The organism is Azospirillum sp. A1-3, assembly GCF_023806445.1.
Classification (GTDB): domain Bacteria; phylum Pseudomonadota; class Alphaproteobacteria; order Azospirillales; family Azospirillaceae; genus Azospirillum.
The window spans coordinates 642859-662965 of record NZ_JAMSLU010000004.1; the positions used below are offsets into that span (position 1 = coordinate 642859).

At 68.4% G+C, this 20107-nt stretch carries 14 protein-coding genes; 11 read left to right on the forward strand and 3 right to left on the reverse strand.

The features are described 5' to 3' along the window. The first annotated feature begins 17 nt into the window (after positions 1–17). The 3 genes from M5E06_RS24170 (at position 18) to M5E06_RS24180 (ending at position 2776) form a co-directional block, all read left to right on the forward strand. On the forward strand, positions 18–1778 hold the full coding sequence (locus tag M5E06_RS24170) for an SLC13 family permease (RefSeq protein ID WP_353654359.1): 1761 nt from the start codon (positions 18–20) through the stop codon (positions 1776–1778). Positions 1779–1881: 103 nt separating this feature from the next. Continuing rightward, positions 1882–2361 (forward strand): hypothetical protein, encoded by a 480-nt coding sequence (locus tag M5E06_RS24175; RefSeq protein WP_252140371.1) that lies wholly within the window; start codon positions 1882–1884, stop codon positions 2359–2361. Positions 2362–2485: 124 nt separating this feature from the next. Further along, positions 2486–2776 (forward strand): hypothetical protein, encoded by a 291-nt coding sequence (locus M5E06_RS24180; RefSeq protein WP_136703160.1) that lies wholly within the window; start codon positions 2486–2488, stop codon positions 2774–2776. Between the two features lie 57 nt (positions 2777–2833). Here the strand turns inward: M5E06_RS24180 and M5E06_RS24185 are convergent, their stop codons facing one another. Continuing rightward, positions 2834–3853, reverse strand: a complete 1020-nt coding sequence (locus M5E06_RS24185) for a purine-nucleoside phosphorylase (RefSeq protein ID WP_252140372.1) — start codon at positions 3851–3853, stop codon at positions 2834–2836. 213 nt (positions 3854–4066) lie between these two features. On the opposite strand from M5E06_RS24185, the gene M5E06_RS24190 reads away from it, so the two are divergent. The 3 genes from M5E06_RS24190 to M5E06_RS24200 all read left to right on the forward strand — a co-directional run bounded on the left by M5E06_RS24190 (position 4067) and on the right by M5E06_RS24200 (position 12036). Beyond that, positions 4067–5230 carry an aminotransferase gene (locus tag M5E06_RS24190; protein WP_252140373.1) on the forward strand — a complete coding sequence of 388 codons (1164 nt, stop codon included), beginning with the start codon at positions 4067–4069 and terminating at the stop codon, positions 5228–5230. A gap of 293 nt (positions 5231–5523) precedes the next feature. Then, on the forward strand, positions 5524–7068 hold the full coding sequence (locus M5E06_RS24195) for a sensor histidine kinase (RefSeq protein ID WP_252140374.1): 1545 nt from the start codon (positions 5524–5526) through the stop codon (positions 7066–7068). A 186-nt stretch (positions 7069–7254) separates the two neighbouring features. Further along, positions 7255–12036 carry an alpha-2-macroglobulin family protein gene (locus M5E06_RS24200; RefSeq protein WP_252140375.1) on the forward strand — a complete coding sequence of 1594 codons (4782 nt, stop codon included), beginning with the start codon at positions 7255–7257 and terminating at the stop codon, positions 12034–12036. 69 nt (positions 12037–12105) lie between these two features. On the opposite strand, the gene M5E06_RS24205 is transcribed toward M5E06_RS24200, so the two are convergent. Beyond that, complete coding sequence (locus M5E06_RS24205) at positions 12106–12294, reverse strand: hypothetical protein (RefSeq protein ID WP_109151845.1); 189 nt, start codon at positions 12292–12294, stop codon at positions 12106–12108. A 336-nt stretch (positions 12295–12630) separates the two neighbouring features. Here M5E06_RS24205 and M5E06_RS24210 point away from each other — a divergent pair, with 336 nt between their 5' ends. The 5 genes from M5E06_RS24210 (at position 12631) to M5E06_RS24230 (ending at position 19463) form a co-directional block, all read left to right on the forward strand. After that, complete coding sequence (locus M5E06_RS24210; RefSeq protein WP_353654360.1) at positions 12631–13110, forward strand: MerR family transcriptional regulator; 480 nt, start codon at positions 12631–12633, stop codon at positions 13108–13110. Next, complete coding sequence (locus M5E06_RS24215) at positions 13107–14243, forward strand: thiolase family protein (protein ID WP_136703163.1); 1137 nt, start codon at positions 13107–13109, stop codon at positions 14241–14243. The genes M5E06_RS24210 and M5E06_RS24215 overlap by 4 nt, the downstream gene beginning before the upstream one ends. Before the next feature lie 26 nt (positions 14244–14269). Then, on the forward strand, positions 14270–16609 hold the full coding sequence (locus tag M5E06_RS24220) for a 3-hydroxyacyl-CoA dehydrogenase/enoyl-CoA hydratase family protein (RefSeq protein ID WP_252140376.1): 2340 nt from the start codon (positions 14270–14272) through the stop codon (positions 16607–16609). A 16-nt stretch (positions 16610–16625) separates the two neighbouring features. Beyond that, positions 16626–18416: an acyl-CoA dehydrogenase C-terminal domain-containing protein gene (locus tag M5E06_RS24225; RefSeq protein WP_252140377.1), complete on the forward strand. Its 1791-nt coding sequence runs from the start codon at positions 16626–16628 to the stop codon at positions 18414–18416. A 393-nt stretch (positions 18417–18809) separates the two neighbouring features. After that, on the forward strand, positions 18810–19463 hold the full coding sequence (locus M5E06_RS24230; protein ID WP_109151850.1) for a response regulator: 654 nt from the start codon (positions 18810–18812) through the stop codon (positions 19461–19463). Between the two features lie 82 nt (positions 19464–19545). On the opposite strand, the gene M5E06_RS24235 is transcribed toward M5E06_RS24230, so the two are convergent. Further along, positions 19546–19980, reverse strand: coding sequence for a CBS domain-containing protein (locus tag M5E06_RS24235; RefSeq protein ID WP_109151851.1), 435 nt, complete (start codon positions 19978–19980; stop codon positions 19546–19548). Positions 19981–20107 lie beyond the last annotated feature (127 nt).

The following is a 20107-nucleotide window of genomic DNA, read 5'->3' on the forward strand; positions in this document are numbered from 1 at the left end:
CAATGACCATCGACCAGATGTTATCTTTCGGAATCATCGGCGCGGTGATCGCGCTGCTGATCTGGGACCGTCTGCGCTACGACCTCGTCGGCATGCTGGCGCTGCTGGCTTCGGTCGCGGCGGGCATCGTGCCGGCAAAGGAGGCCTTCCAGGGCTTCTCCGACGACATCGTCGTCATCGTCGGCTCCGCCCTGGTGGTCAGCGCCGCCGTCGGCCGGTCGGGGGTGGTGGAGGCGGCGATGCGCCCGCTGACCACGCGCATGACCAGCGTCTGGACCCAGGTGGCGGTGCTGGCCGGCGCGGTGACCATGCTGTCGGCGATCGTCAAGAACATTGGCGCGCTGGCCATCTTCATGCCCATCGCGCTGCAGGTGGCGCGGCGCACCGGCACGCCGGTGTCGATGCTGCTGATGCCGATGGCCTTCGGCTCGCTGCTGGGCGGCCTGATGACGCTGGTCGGCACCTCGCCCAACATCATCGTCTCGCGCGTCCGGGCGGAGATGACGGGCCAGCCCTTCCACATGTTCGATTTCACGCCGGTCGGGCTGGTGATCGCGGTGTTCGGCGTCGCCTTCCTATCGATCGGCTACCGGCTTCTGCCGAAGGGCAGGGCGGCGGGGGCGGGCCCGGCCTTCAACATCGATGACTACACGGCGGAGGCGCGGCTGCCCCCCGGGTCGCAGTTCGTCGGCCGCACCGTGGCGGAGCTGGAGCATTTCGGCGAAGGCGAGGTGACCATCGCCGCCATCGTGCGCGAGAATTACCGCCGCTACGTGCCGTCCGCCCATTGGGTGCTGTTCGCCGGCGACATCCTGGTGCTGGAGGGCGACACCACGGCGCTGGCCGAACTGGTCAAGCGCGCCGGCCTGCGCATGATGCACGACAAGGACCAGGAGGGGGTCGAGCACGAGGACGACATCGCCGTGGTCGAGGCGGTGGTGGAGCAGCGCTCCGCCATGATCGGCCACAGCATCGAGGAGGTGAACCTGCGCGAGCGCTTCGGCGCCAACCTGCTGGCGATCAGCCGGCGCGGTCGTCCGATCCGCCAGCGCCTGCGCCGTGTCCGCCTGCAGTCGGGCGATCTGGTGGTGCTGCAATGCCGTCAGGCCGCCGTGGCCGACACGCTGGCCGAGCTGGGCTGCCTGCCGCTGGCCGAACGCAACCTCGCCATCGGCCGCACGCCGAAACGGGCGGCGGCGGTGGCGGTGCTGGGCCTGACCATCATCCTGGTCGCCAGCGGGCTGGTGCCCGTCGCCATCGGCTTCTTCGGGGCGGCGGTGGCGATGACCGCGCTGAAGGTGGTCAGCCTGCGCGAGGCTTATGAGGCCATCGAATGGCCGATCCTGGTCCTGCTGGGATCGCTGATCCCGGTCAGCGAGACCTTGCGCACCACCGGCGGGACCGAGCTGATCGCCGGCTTCCTGTCGGACGCGTCGCAGGGGCTGCCGCCCATCGGCTCGCTCGCCATGATGATGGTGGCGGCGATGGCGGTGACGCCCTTCCTGAACAATGCCGCGACCGTGCTGGTGATGGCGCCGATCGGCGCCAGCCTCGCCACCCATCTGGGGCTCAGGCCCGACGCCTTCCTGATGGCGGTGGCGATCGGGGCGGGTTGCGACTTTCTCACCCCCATCGGGCACCAGTGCAACACGCTGGTGATGGGTCCCGGCGGCTACCGCTTCGGCGATTACTGGCGGCTCGGCCTGCCGCTGTCGATCATGGTGGTGGTGATCGGCACCGCCGCCATCGCCCTGTTCTGGCCGCTGGTGCCGCGCTGAAAATCAGGTCCGATCACGACATTGTGTAACCTACGGGCAGTTCCGTCTTCCCTCCGTCTGGTGTAGGCTTCTCCCCAGGGCTAGAGCCTGACAGGAGGCGGAGATGTCGGTTTGGCGCCGCTATCTGGTAAAGGACGTGACCGGCCGGCTGGTCGATCTGCCGAGCAGCCTGCTCGACCGGGCCGATGACGGCACGGCGCCGCTGCCGCATTTCGCCGGCCGCTGCGTGGAGATGGTGGCGGCGGTGATCGTCGGCGACCGCAAGACCCACGCCCGCGTCACCGAACTGGCCTTCACCAAGCTCTATTTCGACCAGATGGGCTATGTCGACGCCGCCAAGCGCGAGCGGATGATCCGCCTGATGCTGGAAAGCTGCGCCGACCGCCGCTGCCGCCCGCCGCGCCGGGACGCTCCTCAGGACAATTGCGCCCAGCTGTCCCGCCGCGCCGTCGCCGCCCGTGACCAGCTGATCCGCGAATTCGGCTGGGAGCCGAAACCGGCGGAACGCGACGCCGCCCTCAGCCGCCTCGACCCCGCCCGCCTGCGAAGTGCGCCGCCGGAACCGGCGCGCACGCTGCATTGAGGATCGTCCATTCCGGCCCTGGGAAAGGGAGCCGGTTTCCGCAAAGGAGTGGGCCCCCTTTTCGACCCGCCCCTCTCGACCCATATGCAGGCGTACGCAAAGCATGGAGCCTGGCGAACCGCAGATGAGTCCTCCCGATACCGCCCAGACGCTGTCTTTCGCGCGCGTGCGTCAGCTGGCCCTGATCGGCGCCGGATGCACCATCATCCTGCTTGGCATTCTGCTCGCCCCCTTGCCCGGTCCGGGCGGGCTGCCGGTGATGCTGCTGGGCGGCGTGCTGGTGCTGCGCAACTCCGCCGACGCCCGCCGTCTGTTCGTGCGGTCCAAGCGCCGCTATCCCCGCATGTTCAGCCCGGTCGAGCGCATCCGCCACAAGCTGCGCGCCCGCCGCCTGCGCAAGATGCACGGCGGCTGATCCGCCCGCGCTTTTCGGGCGGGCGGACTGCCAAACGATGCTTCCGGTGCCCCCTTATTACGGTGCCGACAGGGCCGGAACGCCGTCCTTCCACTGGTCCCAGTGGCCGACGATGTGGTCGACCATGCGTGACCCGACGAGTTCCACATTCTCCACCGTTTCGGCGAAGCCGCCGGCGGTCTCGCCGGGTTTCGGGTCCAGATGCTGGAGCGTGGTCTCGTTCGGGTTGCCCTGGTCGAAATTGACGGCGCCGCGCAGGCTCATCACCCGGTCGGAGCCTTGCAGCCGCTTGATGACCAGCGTGATTGCCGCCGCCTCCATCTCGGTGATGACATAGTCGTCCGCACCGTAGAGCTTGGCGATGTACTGCGCCTGGGCCGACATGCCGGGACCGTGGAAGAAAGTATCGCCGGTCATGTGCGTGCCGGTGCCCACAAAAGGAGCACGCTGCGCGGTTTCCTGCGGATAGCGCTTGCGGTAGGCACGGGCGGAGTCGCTGTCCTTCAGCGGCGTGTCGGCGGTCAGGCGCATGGCCCAGGACACCAGCGCCGGGTTCATCGGGAACAGCCGCACCGCTTCGTAGCCCTTGCGCGGCATGAAGGTCGGCTCGCCCGGCTTGCCTTCCTCCGGTGCCCAGCGGTGGCCCAGATCATAGTCGACCACCCAGGTCGCCCAGTTCACTTCGCCGATGGTGCCGCGTGACGGCGGGGTGCCGGCCACGCCGGTGACCAGAATATAGGCTTGCGACAGGTCGAGCTGCGGATTCAGCAGGATCGCCTGCATCGAGGCGGAGGAGCTGACTTTGCCCATGCCCAGCACCGACCCGCACACGCCGTCGGCGTTGCAGTAGACCGGATTCAGCGCGCCCTTCACCGTGATGGGCTCGGCCGTTTGCCAGTAGCGTTCGTACCAGTGTTGGAACTCGCCGGCGCGGTCCCCGGTGTTCTTGCCGATCTCGAACATCGAGCCGACGAACACCTTGACCTTGATCGGCTCCGCGGCCTGAAGAGGGCCATTCAGCCCGAACAGGAGCAGAGCCGACAAGGCGGCGCCGCGGCAGCGGGAGAACAATGACATCGGACCTTCACTCCTTGGGACAAAAAACGTACCTGAGTATGCAACGTCCATACCATGGCCGTCTCGGTCGCTTCATACGGCTCTGCAAGATTCGTTGGTCCCTCACCGGTCGCCCTGCCGCCCGCCCGCGGTCTGCCCTGCGGAAGCGGGCACTGGACAGCGTCGCCCCGCAGCAGCCATCTTGTGCGTCCGTTCGCATGAGGAGGTCTTCCGGTGAAGTCGGGCAACGCGCTCCTGTCCAGCTATGGCACCACCATTTTCGAGGTCATGTCCCGCCTGTCGGAGGAGCATGGCGCGATCAACCTGGGCCAGGGGTTCCCCGACGACCGCGGGCCGGCCGACGTGCTGCAGACCGCGGCCGACGCGCTCCTCAACGGGTGGAACCAGTATCCGTCGATGATGGGCACCCCCGACCTGCGTCAGTCCCTGGCCGCCCACGCCGGCCGCTTCTATGGCCTCGAAATCGACTGGAAGACCGAGACGATGGTCACCTCCGGCGCGACCGAGGCGCTGACCGCCTGCCTGCTCGGCCTGATCAATCCGGGCGACGAGGTGGTGCTGTTCCAGCCGATGTACGACAGCTACCTGCCGATCGTCCGGCTGGCCGGCGGCGTTCCGCGCTTCGTCTCGCTGAAGGCGCCGGACTGGAGCTTCAGCCGCGCCGACCTGGAGGCCGCCTTCTCCCCCCGCACCAAGCTGGTGCTGATCAACGACCCGCTGAACCCCGCCGCCAAGGTGTTCGACCGGGCGGAGCTGGAGTTGATCGCCGAGTTCGTGCAGCGCCACGACGCGCTGGCCGTCTGCGACGAGGTGTACGAGCACATCGTCTTCGACGGCCGCCGCCACATCCCGTTGATGACCCTGCCCGGCATGCGCGACCGCTGCCTGAAGATCGGCTCGGCCGGCAAGACCTTCTCGCTGACCGGCTGGAAGGTCGGCTATGTCACCGCCGCCTCGCATCTGCTGCAGCCGGTGGCGAAGGCGCACCAGTTCCTGACCTTCACCACCCCGCCCAACCTCCAGACCGCCGTCGCCTTCGGGCTGGGCAAGGAGGAGGGCTATTTCACCGGGCTCGCCGCCGGGCTGCAGGCCAAGCGCGACCGGCTGTCGGCCGGCCTCGCCGCGGTCGGTTTCGACGTGCTGCCCAGCGCCGGCACCTATTTCGTCGCCGCCGACATTTCCCGCTTCGGCTTCGACGGCGACGATCAGGCCTTCTGCCGCTGGCTGGTGGCCGAGGCGAAGGTCGCCGCCATCCCCGTCAGCGCCTTTTTCGTGGAGAACGCGCCGACCAACGTCGTGCGCTTCTGCTTCTCCAAGAAGGACGAAGTGCTCGACACCGCCATCGAGCGGCTGCGGAATCGTTTCGTGTCTCGATAGAACTTCGTGCATATCAATATTTCATAGGCCAACTGTTCGGATATTTGACAAGTCTTAACCGATCGGCGCGATGATCGGCTCCACCCCCACCGATCTCCGCCGAAGGCGCGGGCCGGTGCGGGGGCCGGTGGAACGGCGGAGCGCAGGTCATGCCACGACTCCCGACCTTTCGGTTCCCCTCTCTCAGGACGCCGTCCTTCCGGAGCCCATTTTTCCGGGCCCCATCTTTCCGGATTGGCGTCCTGACGGCGGCGGCCCTGGCCATTGCCGGGGTGTGGGTCGGCTACGTCGTGATGGCCGCCTCCATGCTGGAAACCCAGACGCGGGATGCGCTGGTGAATGCCGAGGCGACGGCGCGCGCCTATGAAAGCAGCACCAGCCGCACCCTGCACGATGTCGACACCACGCTCCGCTCCTTCGCCGAACGCTATGCCGATGGCGGGCTGGCCCGTGCCCGGCGCATCGCCGACGACGGGCTCTATGACACTGCGCTGATCCATCACGTCTCGGTCTTCGGCCCCAGCGGCGCCCAACTCTTCCACAGCCTGGGAAGCGGGCCTCCCGAAAAGCTGGAGGACGAGGCCCTGCTCGCCTACCACCGGATGGAGGGGCGGGACCGGATGACGGTCGGTCCGCCCTCCGCCGGATCGGCGGCCGGCCGGCCGCTGCTGCGCCTGTCCCGCCGGTTGAACGATGCGGCGGGCGGCTTTGCCGGGGTGGTGGTCGCCAACGTCGATCCCAGCTTTCTCTCGGGCTTCTACCGGCAGGCCGATGTCGGCCGGAACGGGGTGGTGACCCTGGTCGGGCTGGACCGGATCATCCGCGCCCGCGGCTCCAAGGACGGGCACGACGCCATCGGGCTGTCCATTTCCGGCTCGGCCCTGTGGGAGGCGGCGCGGCGGTCGCCGACCGGCATCTACTGGCAGGACAGCATCGCCGACGGTTTCCGGCGCGCTTACGCCTACCGGCCGGTGGAAGGCTATCCGCTGATCCTCAGCGTCGGCATCGCCGTGACCGACCTCGAGGCTGCGGTCGCCGGTTTCCGCAGGCAGATGCGGATCATCGCCGTCCTGCTCAGCGTCTCGGTCCTGCTGGTTGCCGCCCTGCTGCTGGTCCAGCACCGCAACGCCGAACGGCTGGCGGCGGCGCTGGCGGTCAACCGCGATTTCCTGGCCCGCGTCAGCCACGAACTGCGGACGCCGCTGAACGCCATCATCGGCTTTTCCGAGATCATCAAGGACCGGATGTTCGGGCCGGACGCCGGCGACCGCTATGCCGACTATGCCGGCGACATCCACGCTTCAGGTCAGCATCTGCTGACGCTGATCGACGACATCCTGGATCTGTCGCGGCTCCAGGCCGGCAAGTTCGCCCTGCTGATGGAGGATGTCGACCCCGTCGCAGCCGCCGAATGGGCCATCCGCATCGTTACCCCCCAGGCGGAGCAGAAGTCGATCCGGCTGGAGATCAACCGCCCGCCGGCCCCGACCCTGGTGCGGGCGGACGAGCGGGCGCTGAAGCAGATGCTGCTGAACCTGCTGGGCAACGCCCTGAAATTCACCCCGGAGAACGGGCGCGTGCTGGTCAGCATCGGGCGTGGGGTCCATGGCCGCTGCATCGTCCGCGTCACCGACAACGGCATCGGCATGACGGCGGAGGAACTGCGCCAAGCCTCCATCCCCTTCGGCCAGACCTCCGCCCTCACCACCCATCCCGGCCGCGGCACCGGTCTCGGCCTGCCCATCGTCAAGTCGCTGATCGAGGCGCATGGCGGCAGCCTCCGCATCGACAGCCGCCCCGGGCAGGGCAGCCAGATCACCCTGGAATTCGCGGCCTGATCCACAGGTCCGTTGCCGATCCGGCCCGCAACCTGGGCGATCTTCGCGGCGGTGCCGCAAAGCCATGGCGAAACCCCCGCCGCTTGGGCATACTCCGCGCCGGTTTTGTCCAGGTCCGAGCCGACGCCAGGGCTGTCCCCGGCCGCGTGCTTCCGGACCCACCCGCGGAATTGGGGCCTGTCCAGAATGTTGCGTGCGCTGGCGCGTGTCTGTGCCGTTCTTGTCGCGTGCTCCGGCACGTTCACCGCATCCCAGACCCTCGCCGCCGATCCCCCGGCCGAGCCGGTGCCCTTCGGCGTCTCCAGCGTCGAGGTGGTGGCGGAGCGCGATACGCCGCAGGCCTGCTTCACCTTCACCGACCGGCTGGAGCGTTCGCGCGCCGTCAACTACCGCGACTATGTCGCGGTGGAGCCGGCGGTGGACGGCGCCGCCATCGCCCGCGACCGCACGCTCTGCGTGGAGGGGCTGCACCATGGCGAGACCTACCGCGTCACGCTGAAGGACGGGCTTCCCGGCGCCGACGGCAAGCGGCTGCCGGCGGCCGACACCCGCGAGGTGCAGGTGCCCAACCGCAAGCCCTCGCTCGCCTTCCGCGGCGCCGGCTACATCCTGCCGCGCGTGGGGTCGGACGGCCTGCCGCTGCGCTCGATCAACCTGGACCGGGCGAAGCTGCAGGTGCTGCGCATCGCCGACCGCGCGCTGGTCGAGAAGATCTATTTCGGCCGCATCACCCAGCAGATGACCGATTACGACATCGGCGAGATCCTGGACAAGTCGGGCCAGGAGGTGTGGCGCGGCGAGATCGGCATCGGCAACCAGCCGAACCGCACCGTCACCACCGCCTTCCCGATCGACGCCGTGCTGGGCAAGCTGGAGCCGGGCGTCTATGTCGCCGTCGCCGGCGCCGACGAGATCAAGCCGGGCGGCTGGGACCGCAAGGCGACCCAGTGGTTCGTCGTCTCCGACCTCGGCCTCAACACCATCCTCGGCGAGGATTCGCTGGTGGTCTTCGCCCGTTCCGTCCAGAGCGCCGCGCCGGCCGCCGGGGTGGAACTGCGTCTGGTCGCCCGCAACGGCACCGAGCTGGGCCGCGTCCAGACCGGCGAGGATGGGCTGGGCCGCTTCGACCTCGCGGCCCTGCGCGCCGCCGGGACGGAGCCGGTGCAGGCGCTGTTCGCCGCGCGCGGCGACGGCGACTTCGCCGTTCTCGACCTGACCGCCGGCGGAGCCCCGCCGGCCGAAACGCCGGACAAGCCCGCCACCGTCGTCCGCCCGGCAGCCAATGGCCTCGACGCCTATCTCTACACCGAGCGCGGCATCTACCGGCCGGGCGAGACGGTGCAGCTGACCGCGCTGCTGCGCGACGCCGACCTGAACCCGCCGCCCGCCGGCAAGCAGCTGACCATCCGCGTCCTGCGGCCCGACGGTTTCGAGGTGGAGCGGCGCGGCCTGACCGACAGCGGGGCCGGCGGCTATGCCACCCGCATCGACCTGCCGATGAACGCCTATCCCGGCAACTGGATCGTCACCGCCCATGCCGAGCCGGACGGCCCGGCCATCGGCAAGGCCGAGTTCCTGCTGGAGGATTTCGTGCCGCCGCGGCTGGACGTGGCGCTCGCCTCCCCGACGACGGTGCTGGCGTCCGACGGCGAGGCCGACATCGCGCTCGACAGCCACTATCTTTATGGCGCGCCGGCCTCCGGCTTGCCGGGGGAGCTGACGGTGACGCTGCGCGCCGCCGCCAACCCCTATCCCAACCTGCCGGGCTATCATTTCGGTCTGGTGCAGGAGGACGTGAAGCCGGCCCGCGCCGATCTGCCGGGCTTCATCACCGATTCCAACGGTTCGGCCCGCCTGAAGGTCAAGCTGCCGCGCCCGCCCGACAGCACCCGCCCGCTGGAGGCGGTGGTGCGCGCCACCCTGTTCGACCTCGGCGGCCGACCGGTCGGCCGCGACTTCGTGCTGCCGGTGCGCCACCAGTCCTTCGCCATCGGCATCAAGCCGCGCTTCGAAGGCGACGGCGTGCCGGAGGGGGCGACCGCCGGCTTCGACGTCATCGCCGTCGGTCCGGATGGCAAGCCGACCGACCACCCCGACCTCTCCTACGAGCTGTTCGAGGAGGAGTATGATTACTCCTGGTACGAGGCCAACGGCCGCTGGGACTACAAGGTCACGGTGAAGGACCAGCGGGTGACCGGCGGTTCGCTGTCGGCCCAGGCTGGCGCGCCCGTCCCGGTCGAAACCCCGGTGACCGCCGGCCGTTACCGGCTGGAGGTGTTCGATCCCAAGACCGGCGTCGCCAGCAGCTTCCGCTTCGCCGCCGGCTGGTGGATGACTCCGACCGCCGGCGAGCGGCCGGATTCCGTCGATGTCTCGGTGATGATGCCGGCCTACCGCGCCGGTGAAAGCGCCTGGGTCTTCGTCAAGCCGCCCTATGACAGTCAGGTTCTGGTCGCCGTGGCCGACCGTGGCGTCTCCTATGCCGTCACCCGCGCCATTGGCACTCAGGGCGCGTTCCTGGAAATCCCGGTCGGGCAGGGCTGGACCAGCGGCGCCCATGTGCTGGCGACCGCCTTCGCCACCTCCGACCCACAGTCGAAGAAGCCGCCGCGCCGCGCCGTCGGCCTTGCGTGGCTGGCGATGGACAAGGCCCCGCGTACCCTCGACGTCCGCCTCTCCGCCCCGGCGGAGACGGAGCCGCGCCGCGCCATGACCGCCGACATCACGGTGGACGGCGTCGCCGAGGGCAAGCAGGCCTTCGTCACGCTCGCCGCCGTCGACGAATCGGTGATGCAGCTGACCGACCAGCCCTCGCCCGATCCGGCCCGCCATTATCTGCGCAAGCGTCCGCTCAGGGTGGAACTGCGCGACTCCTACGGCCGCCTGATCGATCCGGCCAGCCTGGACGCCGCCCGTCCGCCGGCCCAGCCGACGCCGCGCCTGCGCCAGATCGCCGGGCTGGTACCGCCCAAGTCGGAACGGGTGGTCTCGCTCTATTCCGGCATCCAGACCGTCGGGGCCGACGGCAAGATCGCCATTCCCTTCGATCTTCCCGACTTCCAGGGCCGCCTGCGCCTGATGGCCGTCGCCTGGAGCGAGGGACGGATCGGCCATGCCGAAAGCCAGATGCTGGTCCGCGATCCGGTCGTCGCCGACGCCGTGCTGCCGCGCTTCCTCGCCCCCGGCGACTCGGCGCAGGTCCTGCTGTCGCTCGACAACCTGAACGGCCCGTCCGGCGATTACACCATGACCCTGACCGCGGAGGGCGCCGTCACCATCGCCCAGTCGGAGTCCGGCAACGAACTGGCCGTTCCGAAGCTGGCGCGCGGCAAGCGGGCGACCGCCGGCCGGGTGCTGACCGCCACCGGGGTCGGATCGGGCCATGTCACGCTCGATGTCACCGGTCCGGAGGGCGTCCGCGTCACCCGCCGCTGGGACGTGACCGTCCGCCCGGCAACGCCGCCGGTGTCGCGCCGCAACACCGCCGCGCTGCCGACCGACAAGAGCCTGACCATTCCCGCCGACATCACCGCCGGCCTGCGGCCGGAAACCCTGTCGGTCGGCGCGGTCGTCGCACCCCTGCCGGACCTCGACGTGGCGGGTCTTCTCTTCGCGCTCGACCGTGCGGCAGCGGGCGGGGCGGAGCAGACCGCCAGCCGCATCCTGCCGCTGCTGTCGATGAGCGACGTCGCCGCCGGCCTCGGTATCGCGCCGGAGGACCGCATCAAGGCCCGTGTCCAACGCAGCGTCGACCGGCTGCTGACCTTCCAGAGAATTGACGGCGCCTTCGCCGCTTGGTCGCCGAAGGGGGAACTCGATCCCTGGCTGACCGCCTACGCCGTCGATGTGCTGGGCCGTGCCAAGGCGGCCGGCTACCGCGTCCCCGACCAGCCCTATCGCAAGGGGCTGGACTGGCTGAAGCAGGCCATCGACAACGCCTGGGTCGAGACCGCCGACCTGCCGGGCCGCGCCTATGCGCTCTATGTGCTGGCGCGGGCGAAGATGATCGACGCCGGCGCCGTGCGTTATTTCCGCGAGAACTACTGGGACCGGCTGCAGACCGACTTCGGCCGGGCGCAGATCGCCGCCGCCACGGCCGTGCTGGGCGACCAGCCGGGGGCGACGGAGGCCTTCTCCAAGCTGACCGGCGCCCGCATGGTCACCGCCAGCCTGCGTGACCAGGGCTCCTCCCTGCGCGACGAGGCCGGCGTGGTGGTGCTGATGGCCGAAAGCGGGGCGGTGGACCGTGACCGCATCTTCCAGGCGGCTGACCGGGTGGCCAAGACCTTCGCCGCCGTCCGCACTACCAACCCGCAGGAGCAGGCCTGGCTGCTGCTGGCGTCCAAAGCGGTGTTCGACCGCGCGGCGCCGATGAAGCTCGCCATCGGCGACCAGACGGTGGAGAACGCCAAGCCGCAGATCCTGCCCGTCGACCCGGCCGCCCCGACCGCCATCCGCAATCTCGGCGGTGAGGTCCGGCAGACTGTGTCGGTCGCCGGCGTGCCCGACCAGCCGGCCGGCGCGGAGGAGCAGGGGATGACCATCCGCCGCCGCCTGTTCGACATGGCCGGCCGTCCGGTCGATCCGGCCGGCATCCGCCACAACGACCTGCTGGTGGTGACCCTGGAGGGCGAGGCCGGCGATCCGCTCGACCATTCGGTGCTGGTCAGCGATCCGCTGCCGGCCGGCTTCGAGATCGAGAATGTCCGCCTTGCCAACAGCGGTCAGCTCGGCAAGCTGTCCTGGCTGGGCGACCTGTCGGCCGTCCGCAATGTCGAGTTCCGCGACGACCGCTTCCTGGCGGCGGTTGACCTGCCGAAGGCGGCCCCCCGCTTCCGGCTGGTCTATCTGGTCCGCGCCGTGACCCCTGGCGACTTCGCGGTCCCCGGCGCCCAGGTTCAGGACCTGCAGCGTCCCCACCTGTCCGCCCGCACCGCCGCATCCCGGCTGCGCGTGCTGCCGGAGTGACGCAGGCAAGGCGGACGGGGGCCGGCAACGGCGCCACCGTCCGCCTCAAATGCCTAAGGCCTTGAAAGTTTAAAGATAGCTCTGCTCGCCCCGGTGGTGCTCCCGCCGGCGGGCGAGCAGGGTCAGGGCCGCGACCACCACCGCGAAGCACAGGGTCAGCAGCAGGTAGAAGGCCAGTGCAAGGCCGACCGTCATGGTGCCGATCAGCACCATGGCCAGTATCCAGACGCCCAACGATACGATGGCGCGCGCCGACATGGGTTGTCTCCTGTCCCCTGTCCCGATTTTCCAAAAACCTTGAAATTTGTCGCGGCCTTCTGGCCGTCTGTCCGGCGCCGCACCCCATCCCCATATCGACCAGGGAGATGGGCGGATGCGTCCGCTCACCGCAAAGCCTGCCACAGCCGCCACCCGTGCGGGGGCGTGGCATCCTGTCACTGCGCGGGCGCGCCGCACCCGTTAGTGACTGAACAGTTCCGGCCAACCAGTTTTCCAGGCGGTTCGGCAAACTGGTTTGCATGGTCAACAAGTCTGTTGACAGCAAGCGGCACCTACCTTACCTTTACGTAAACGTCAGGGAAGGGAGCGGACAGCGTGGATCGGCTTTCGGTCGGCAAGGGCATGATGGACGGCGGGGAGGATGCGGGCGACGACCTGATGTCCGGCCCGCGCCTCGCCATCGGCGAACTGGCCGGGGAGTTCGGTCTGACCCACCGCACCATCCGCCATTACGAGGATGAGGGACTGCTGTCGCCCGAGCGGATCGGCAGCGCCCGCGTCTATGGCCACCGCGACCGCGCCCGGCTGGCGCTGATCTGCCGGGGCAAGCGGCTGGGCTTCAGCCTCGCCGAGATCAAGGATTTCCTGAACCTCTACGACACCGACGACGCCCAGATCGAACAGATGCGCTACATGCGCACGATCGCGCGCCGGCGGATTTCCGCGCTTGAACAGCAGCTCGCCGACGTCAAACAGACACTGTCGGAGCTGTGCACCATCGACACCCAGATCTCCGAGCATCTTCGCCGCAACGGCATCACGGAGACGCAGGACATGGAGGAGAAGCACTCATGAAGTCGGTCGTCATCGCCGGTTATGCCCGTTCGCCCTTCGCCTTCGCCCACAAGGGCGAGCTGACCAAGGTCCGCCCCGACGATCTGCTGGCCCGCGTCATCGCGGCGCTGGTGGAGCGCACCGGCTTGAAGACCGACGACATCGAGGATGTGATCGTCGGCTGCTCCTTCCCCGAGGGTGAGCAGGGGCTGAACGTCGCCCGCAGCATCTCCTTCCTGGCCAAGCTGCCGCAGACCGCGGCGGCCACCACGGTCAACCGCTATTGCGGCTCCTCCATGCAGTCGATCCATCAGGCGGCGGGCGCCATCCAGATGGGCGCCGGCGAGGTGTTCATCTGCGGCGGCGTCGAGTCGATGACCCGCGTGCCGATCATGGGCTTCAACCCGATGCCGAACCCGGCGCTGAAGGCCTCCTATCCGGAAGCCTACTGCTCCATGGGCATCACGGCGGAAAACGTCGCCCGCAAATACGCCATCTCCCGCGCCGAGCAGGAGGCGCTGGCCGTCGCGTCCCACGCCAAGGCGGCGGAGGCCCAGGCCGCCGGCCGCATGGCTGACGAGATCGTCGGCATCCAGACCCCGGCCGGTCTCGTCGACAAGGACGGCTGCATCCGTCCCGGCACCACCGCCGAAGGGCTGTCGGGCCTGAAGCCCGCCTTCATCGCCGACGGTACGGTGACCGCCGGCACCTCCTCGCCGCTCACCGACGGCGCTTCGGTCGTTCTGGTGACGACGGAGGAGTATGCCCGCGCCAACGGCCTGCCGATCCTGGCGAAGATCCGCTCGGTCGCCGTCGCCGGCTGCGCGCCGGAGCTGATGGGGCTGGGGCCGGTCCCGGCGACCCGCAAGGCGCTGGCCCGCGCCGGGCTGTCGATCAACGACATCGACATCATCGAGATCAACGAGGCCTTCTCGTCCCAGGCCATCGCCTGCATGCGCGACCTCGACATCGACCCGTCGCGCATCAACCCGGACGGCGGCGCGCTGGCGCTCGGCCACCCGCTGGGAGCCACCGGCGCCCGCATCACCGGCAAGGCCGCGGCCCTGCTGAAGCGCGAAGGCAAGCAGTTCGCGCTGGCCACCCAGTGCATCGGCGGCGGTCAGGGCATCGCCACCATCCTGGAAGCGGTCTGACGAACGGGATCGGGGAGGAAACGACCATGAAGATCGAACGCGCCGCCGTGATCGGTGCGGGCGTGATGGGCGCCGGCATCGCCGCCCATTTCGCCAACGCCGGCATCCCCTGCGTCCTGCTCGACATCCCGGCCAAGGAGGGTGCCGACCGCAGCGCCATCGCCAAGGGTGCCGTGGCGAAGATGCTGAAGACCGATCCGGCCCCCTTCATGCATCCCAAGAACGCCAAGCTGATCACACCCGGCAATCTTGAGGACGACCTGACCCTGCTGGCCGACGTCGACTGGATCGTCGAGGCCATCGTCGAGAACCCGGCGATCAAGGCCGACCTGTACAAGCGTATCGATCCGGTGCGCAAGGCGGGCTCGGTGGTGTCGTCCAACACCTCCACCATCCCGCTGGCGGTGCTGACCGAAGGCCAGAGCGAGCAGTTCGCCAAGGACTTCCTCATCACCCACTTCTTCAACCCGCCGCGCTACATGCGGCTGCTGGAGATCGTCGGCGGCGCCGCCACCCGCGCCGATGCGCTGGCCGCCATCGCCGACGTCGGCGACCGCCGTCTCGGCAAGGGTGTCGTCCACTGCAAGGACACGCCGGGCTTCATCGCCAACCGCATCGGCGTCTTCTGGATCCAGGCGGCGGTGAATGCCGCGGTCGATCTGGGCCTGACGGTGGAGGAGGCGGACGCCGTCGGCGGCCGTCCGATGGGCATCCCCAAGACCGGCGTCTTCGGCCTGATGGACCTCGTCGGGCTGGACCTGATGCCGCACATCGCCAAGAGCATGTCGGCCACCCTGCCGGCGGGCGACGCCTATCGCGGCCAGATGCGCGAACACCCGGTCATCACCAAGATGATTGCGGACGGTTATACCGGCCGCAAGGGCAAGGGCGGCTTCTACCGCATCAACAAGGCCGGCGGCGGCAAGGTGAAGGAGTCGGTCGACCTGCAGACCGGTGAATACGCCCCGTCGGAGAAGGCCCGGCTGGACAGCGTGTCCGCCGCCGGCCGCGACCTGCGCAAGCTGTGCGAGCACCCGGACAAGGGCGGCCGTTTCGCCCGCCGCGTCCTGGCGCAGACGCTGGCCTACGCCGCCAGCCTGGTGCCGGAGATCGCCGACAGCATCGTCGCCGTCGATGAGGGCATGCGCCTTGGCTACAACTGGAAGCAGGGTCCGTTCGAGCTGATCGACCGGCTGGGCACCGAGTGGTTCGCCGAGCTGTGCCGCTCGGAAGGCATTCCGGTTCCGGCCCTGGTCGAGACCGCCGCCGGCCGCCCCTTCTACCGGGTCGAGGGCGGCAAGCTCCAGCACCTGACCACCGCCGGCGTCTATGACACGGTGGTGCGTCCGGACGGCGTGCTGCTGCTGTCCGACATCAAGCGCGCCGCCGGCAAGCCGGTGTGGAAGAACGGCTCCGCCAGCCTGTGGGACATCGGCGACGGAGTGCTGTGCGTCGAGTTCACCAGCAAGATGAACGCGGTCGATGCCGACATCATGGCCGCCTACGAGAAGGCCATGCGCCTGATCGGCGACGGCAAAGGCGACTGGAAGGCGCTGGTCATCCACAATGAGGCGGATAATTTCTCGGTCGGCGCCAATCTGGGCCTTGCACTGTTCGCGCTGAACATCGGCCTGTGGCCGCAGATCGAGGAGATGGTGGAGGGCGGCCAGCGCACCTACCGCGCGCTGAAATACGCCCCCTTCCCGGTGGTGGCGGCGCCCAGCGGCATGGCATTGGGCGGCGGCTGCGAGATCCTGCTGCATTCCGACCATGTCCAGGCCCATGCCGAGACCTATGTCGGCCTCGTTGAGGTCGGCGTCGGCCTGATCCCGGCCTGGGGCGGCTGCACCGAGATGCTGGCCCGCCATCAGGCCAACCCGAAGGCGCCCCGCGGGCCGATGCCTGGCATCGCCAAGGCCTTCGAGATCATCAGCACCGCCACCGTCGCCAAGTCGGCGGCCGAGGCCAAGGAGCTGCTGTATTTCCGCGCCACCGACGGCATCACCATGAACCGCGACCGCCTGCTGGCCGACGCCAAGGCCAAGGCGCTGGAACTGGCGGCCGATTATACCCCGCCGGAGAAGACCACGGCCTATGTCCTGCCCGGCCCCAGCGCCCAGGCGGCGATGGAGTTGGCGGTGGAAGGCTTCGCCCTGCAGGGCAAGGTCACGCCGCACGACAAGGTGGTCTGCGCCGCCCTGGCCGAAGTGCTGAGCGGTGGCGAGGAGGCCGACATCTCCAAGCCGGTCGGCGAGGACCATGTCCTGCGGCTGGAGCGCGAGGCGTTCATGGGTCTGGTGCGCACCGGCGGCACCATCGACCGGATCGAGCACATGCTGCTCACCGGCAAGCCGCTGCGGAACTGAGGGGGAGGAACGAGAGATGCCGATCTACAAGGCTCCGCTTGAGGATGTGCGCTTCGTCCTGGACGAGATCGTCGGGCTGGACAAGCTGTCGGCCCTGCCGGGTTACGAGGACGCCACGCCGGAACTCGTCGGCCAGGTGCTGGAGGAAGGCGCCAAGCTCTGCGAGGAGGTGCTGTTCCCGCTGAACCAGTCCGGCGACGGCGAAGGCTGCCGGTTCGAGAATGGCGAGGTCCGCACGCCCAAGGGCTTCAAGGAGGCCTACGACACCTACATCGCCGCCGGCTGGCAGGGTCTGGCCTGCGATCCGGCCTATGGCGGGCAGGGGCTGCCGAAGCTGGTCAACATCATGCTGGAGGAGTTCATCTGCTCCGCCAACCTCAGCTTCGGCATGTATCCCGGCTTGTCGCTCGGCGCCTACAACGCCCTGGCGATGTACGGCTCGGACGAGCTGAAGCAGCGTTTCCTGCCCAAGCTGGTCGACGGCACCTGGTCCGGCACCATGTGCCTGACCGAGCCGCATTGCGGCACCGACCTCGGCATCATCCGTACCAAGGCGGTGCCGGACGGCGAGGGCGGCTACAAGGTCACCGGCACCAAGATCTTCATCTCGGCCGGCGAGCATGACCTGACCGAGAACATCCTGCATCTGGTGCTGGCCCGTCTGCCGGACGCCCCGGCCGGCACCCGCGGCATCAGCCTGTTCCTGGTGCCGAAGTTCATGCCGAACGCCGACGGCACGCCGGGCGCGCGCAACGGCGTCGCCTGCGGCTCCATCGAGCACAAGATGGGCATCAAGGCGTCCTCGACTTGCGTCATGAACTTCGAGGACGCCACCGGCTGGCTGGTCGGCGAGCCGCACAAGGGCATGCGCGCCATGTTCGTGATGATGAACGCGGCCCGTCTGGCCGTGGGCATCCAGGGGCTGGGGCTGGCCGAGGTGTCGTACCAGAACGCCGTCAAATACGCCCGCGAGCGGCTCCAGGGCCGGTCGCTGTCGGGGGTGAAGGCGCCGGACAAGCCGGCCGATCCGATCATCGTCCACCCGGACGTGCGCAAGAACCTGCTGACCGCCCGCGCCTTCACCGAAGGTGCGCGCGCCCTGGGCGCCCTGACGGCCTACAAGCTCGACGTGGCGGAAAAGCACGCCGACGCCCGCACCCGCCGCGACGCCGACGAGTTCGTCCAGTTGATGACGCCGATCGTCAAGGCACTGTTCACCGACATCGGTTTCGATTCGGCCAACATCGCCGTGCAGGTCCATGGCGGCCACGGCTTCATCTGGGAGACCGGCGTCGAGCAGTATGTCCGCGACGCCCGCATCTGCCAGATCTATGAAGGTACCAATGGCATCCAGGCGCTCGACCTCGTCGGCCGCAAGCTGCCGCAGGACATCGGCCGGCTGCTGCGCCACTTCTTCCACCCCGTCGGCCGCGACATTGAGGCGGCGATGGAGAAGGACGAGCTGGGCGAGTTCGTGATGCCGCTGTCCAAGGCCTTCGCCAAGCTGCAGCAGGCCACCGCCCTGATCGCCCAGAAGGGCCTGAAGGATCCGGAGGAGGCCGGTGCCGCCGCCAGCGACTATCTGCGCCTGTTCGGTCTGGTGGCGCTCGGCTGGAGCTGGCTGACCATGGTGGAGAAGGCGCAGGCCAAGCTCGCGGCCGGGGAGGGCAATGCCGCCTTCTATGAGGCCAAGATCAAGACCGCTCGCTTCTACATGACCAAGCTGCTGCCGCAGACGAACAGCCTGTTCATCACCATCGCCGCCGGCGCCAAGCCGCTGATGGAACTGGAAGAGGCCGCTTTCTAACAGACCTGTCGATCCGCGTCCTATCGTCCTCCGGGGCGCGCAACTTCAAAGCCGGTCGGGTGCCAGAAATTGGCGCCGGCCGGCTAATTTTTTAGATATTTCAAGATCCAGTGACGCATTCGCACATTGACCTAAAATTGTCATAGCGCTTTAGAAATATCACTCCCGGGAAGTGTTGCCTTCGTCCGCTAGGCCATCGGAGCGGTGACAAAAGTTAATTTCCGGTTGTCGGTCCTCGTCCCTGCGTGTTACATCTCAATAGAGATTACGTTCGGCCGGTGCCTGCTATATCCTTTGGATTTTAGGGAATATGCGGGTGGCGACAGCCCCCTCCTTTTCTCAAGCCCTTGGGGCGTCTTTCGGAGGGGCAGGCATGGTTCGGGAGTTTGAGCGATGAAGATCCTGATCGGTGATGATCACGTCCTGTTCCGGGAAGGTCTTCGCCGTCTGCTTGAGCAGCTTCGCGATAATGCTACCTTTGCGGAGGCCAGCAATTTCGACGAGCTTCTGGATATGGCGGCGTCGAAGGATGAGGCCTATGACCTTGTCCTGACGGACCTGCGCATGCCCGGCTGGCCCGGCTTCTCTGGCATCGGCATGCTGCGCGAGCGGCAGCCGAACGCCAAGGTCGTGGTCGTGTCGGCGTCGGAGGCACAGGCAGACGTGCGGGAGGCGCTGGAGAACGGCGCCGCCGGCTATATCCCGAAATCGTCCAGCGTGAAGATCATGCTGAGCGCGCTCGACCTGATCTTCTCCGGCGGCGTCTATGTGCCGGCGACGGTTCTGCGCGAGGGGATCGAGCCCGATCACCGCGGTGCCGGTGGCGTGATCCCGCCGACCGATCCGCAGCTGGAACAGCTTCTGACCCAGCGTCAGCGCGAGGTGCTGGACCGCCTGCGCGAAGGCAAGTCGAACAAGCAGATCGCCCATGAACTGGGCCTGTCCGAAGGGACGGTGAAGATCCACATGACGGCGATCTTCAAGTCGCTGGGCGTGCGCAACCGCACCCAGGCGGCGATGGCCTTCCCGCAGTCGCATTCGGCCTGACCCCGCTCTTCCCGAGCAAAATGAAACGACCCGCCGGAGCGCTCCGGCGGGTCGTTTCGCGTTTCAGGCGGTGTGGAACGCCTCACCCCATGCCGGCGACATAGCCCCGCAGCGACTCGACCTCCAGTTCGGCATCGTCGATGCGGGCCTTCACCACGTCGCCGATGCTGATCACGCCGATGACCCGGCCGGACTCGACGATCGGCACATGGCGGATGCGCCGCTGGGTCATCACCGCCATCATGTCGGCGACGGTGTCGGTGGGGGTGCCGGTGATCAGCTCCCGCGTCATCAGGTCTGCCGCCGGCCGGTCCAGCGCGCCGGCACCGTCGCGGGCGACGGCCCGCACCACGTCGCGTTCCGACAGGATGCCGACCGGTTGCCCGTCTTCATCGATCACCAGCACGGCGCCGATCCGGTGTTCGGTCAGCAGGCGGGTGACGGCGGCAACGCTGTCTTCCGGCGCGGCGGAGACGATCCGGTTGCCCTTGCGCTTCAATACGGCTGCAACATGCATGGCGGTACGGCCTCCCTTCCGTTGATCCCCGTAGGGGAATCATGGGGATAACCGTACAATCTGCAAGACTGATGGTAAAAAGAAAAAGACGGCCTCCCCCGGATGGGGAGGGCCGTCCTTCCAATGT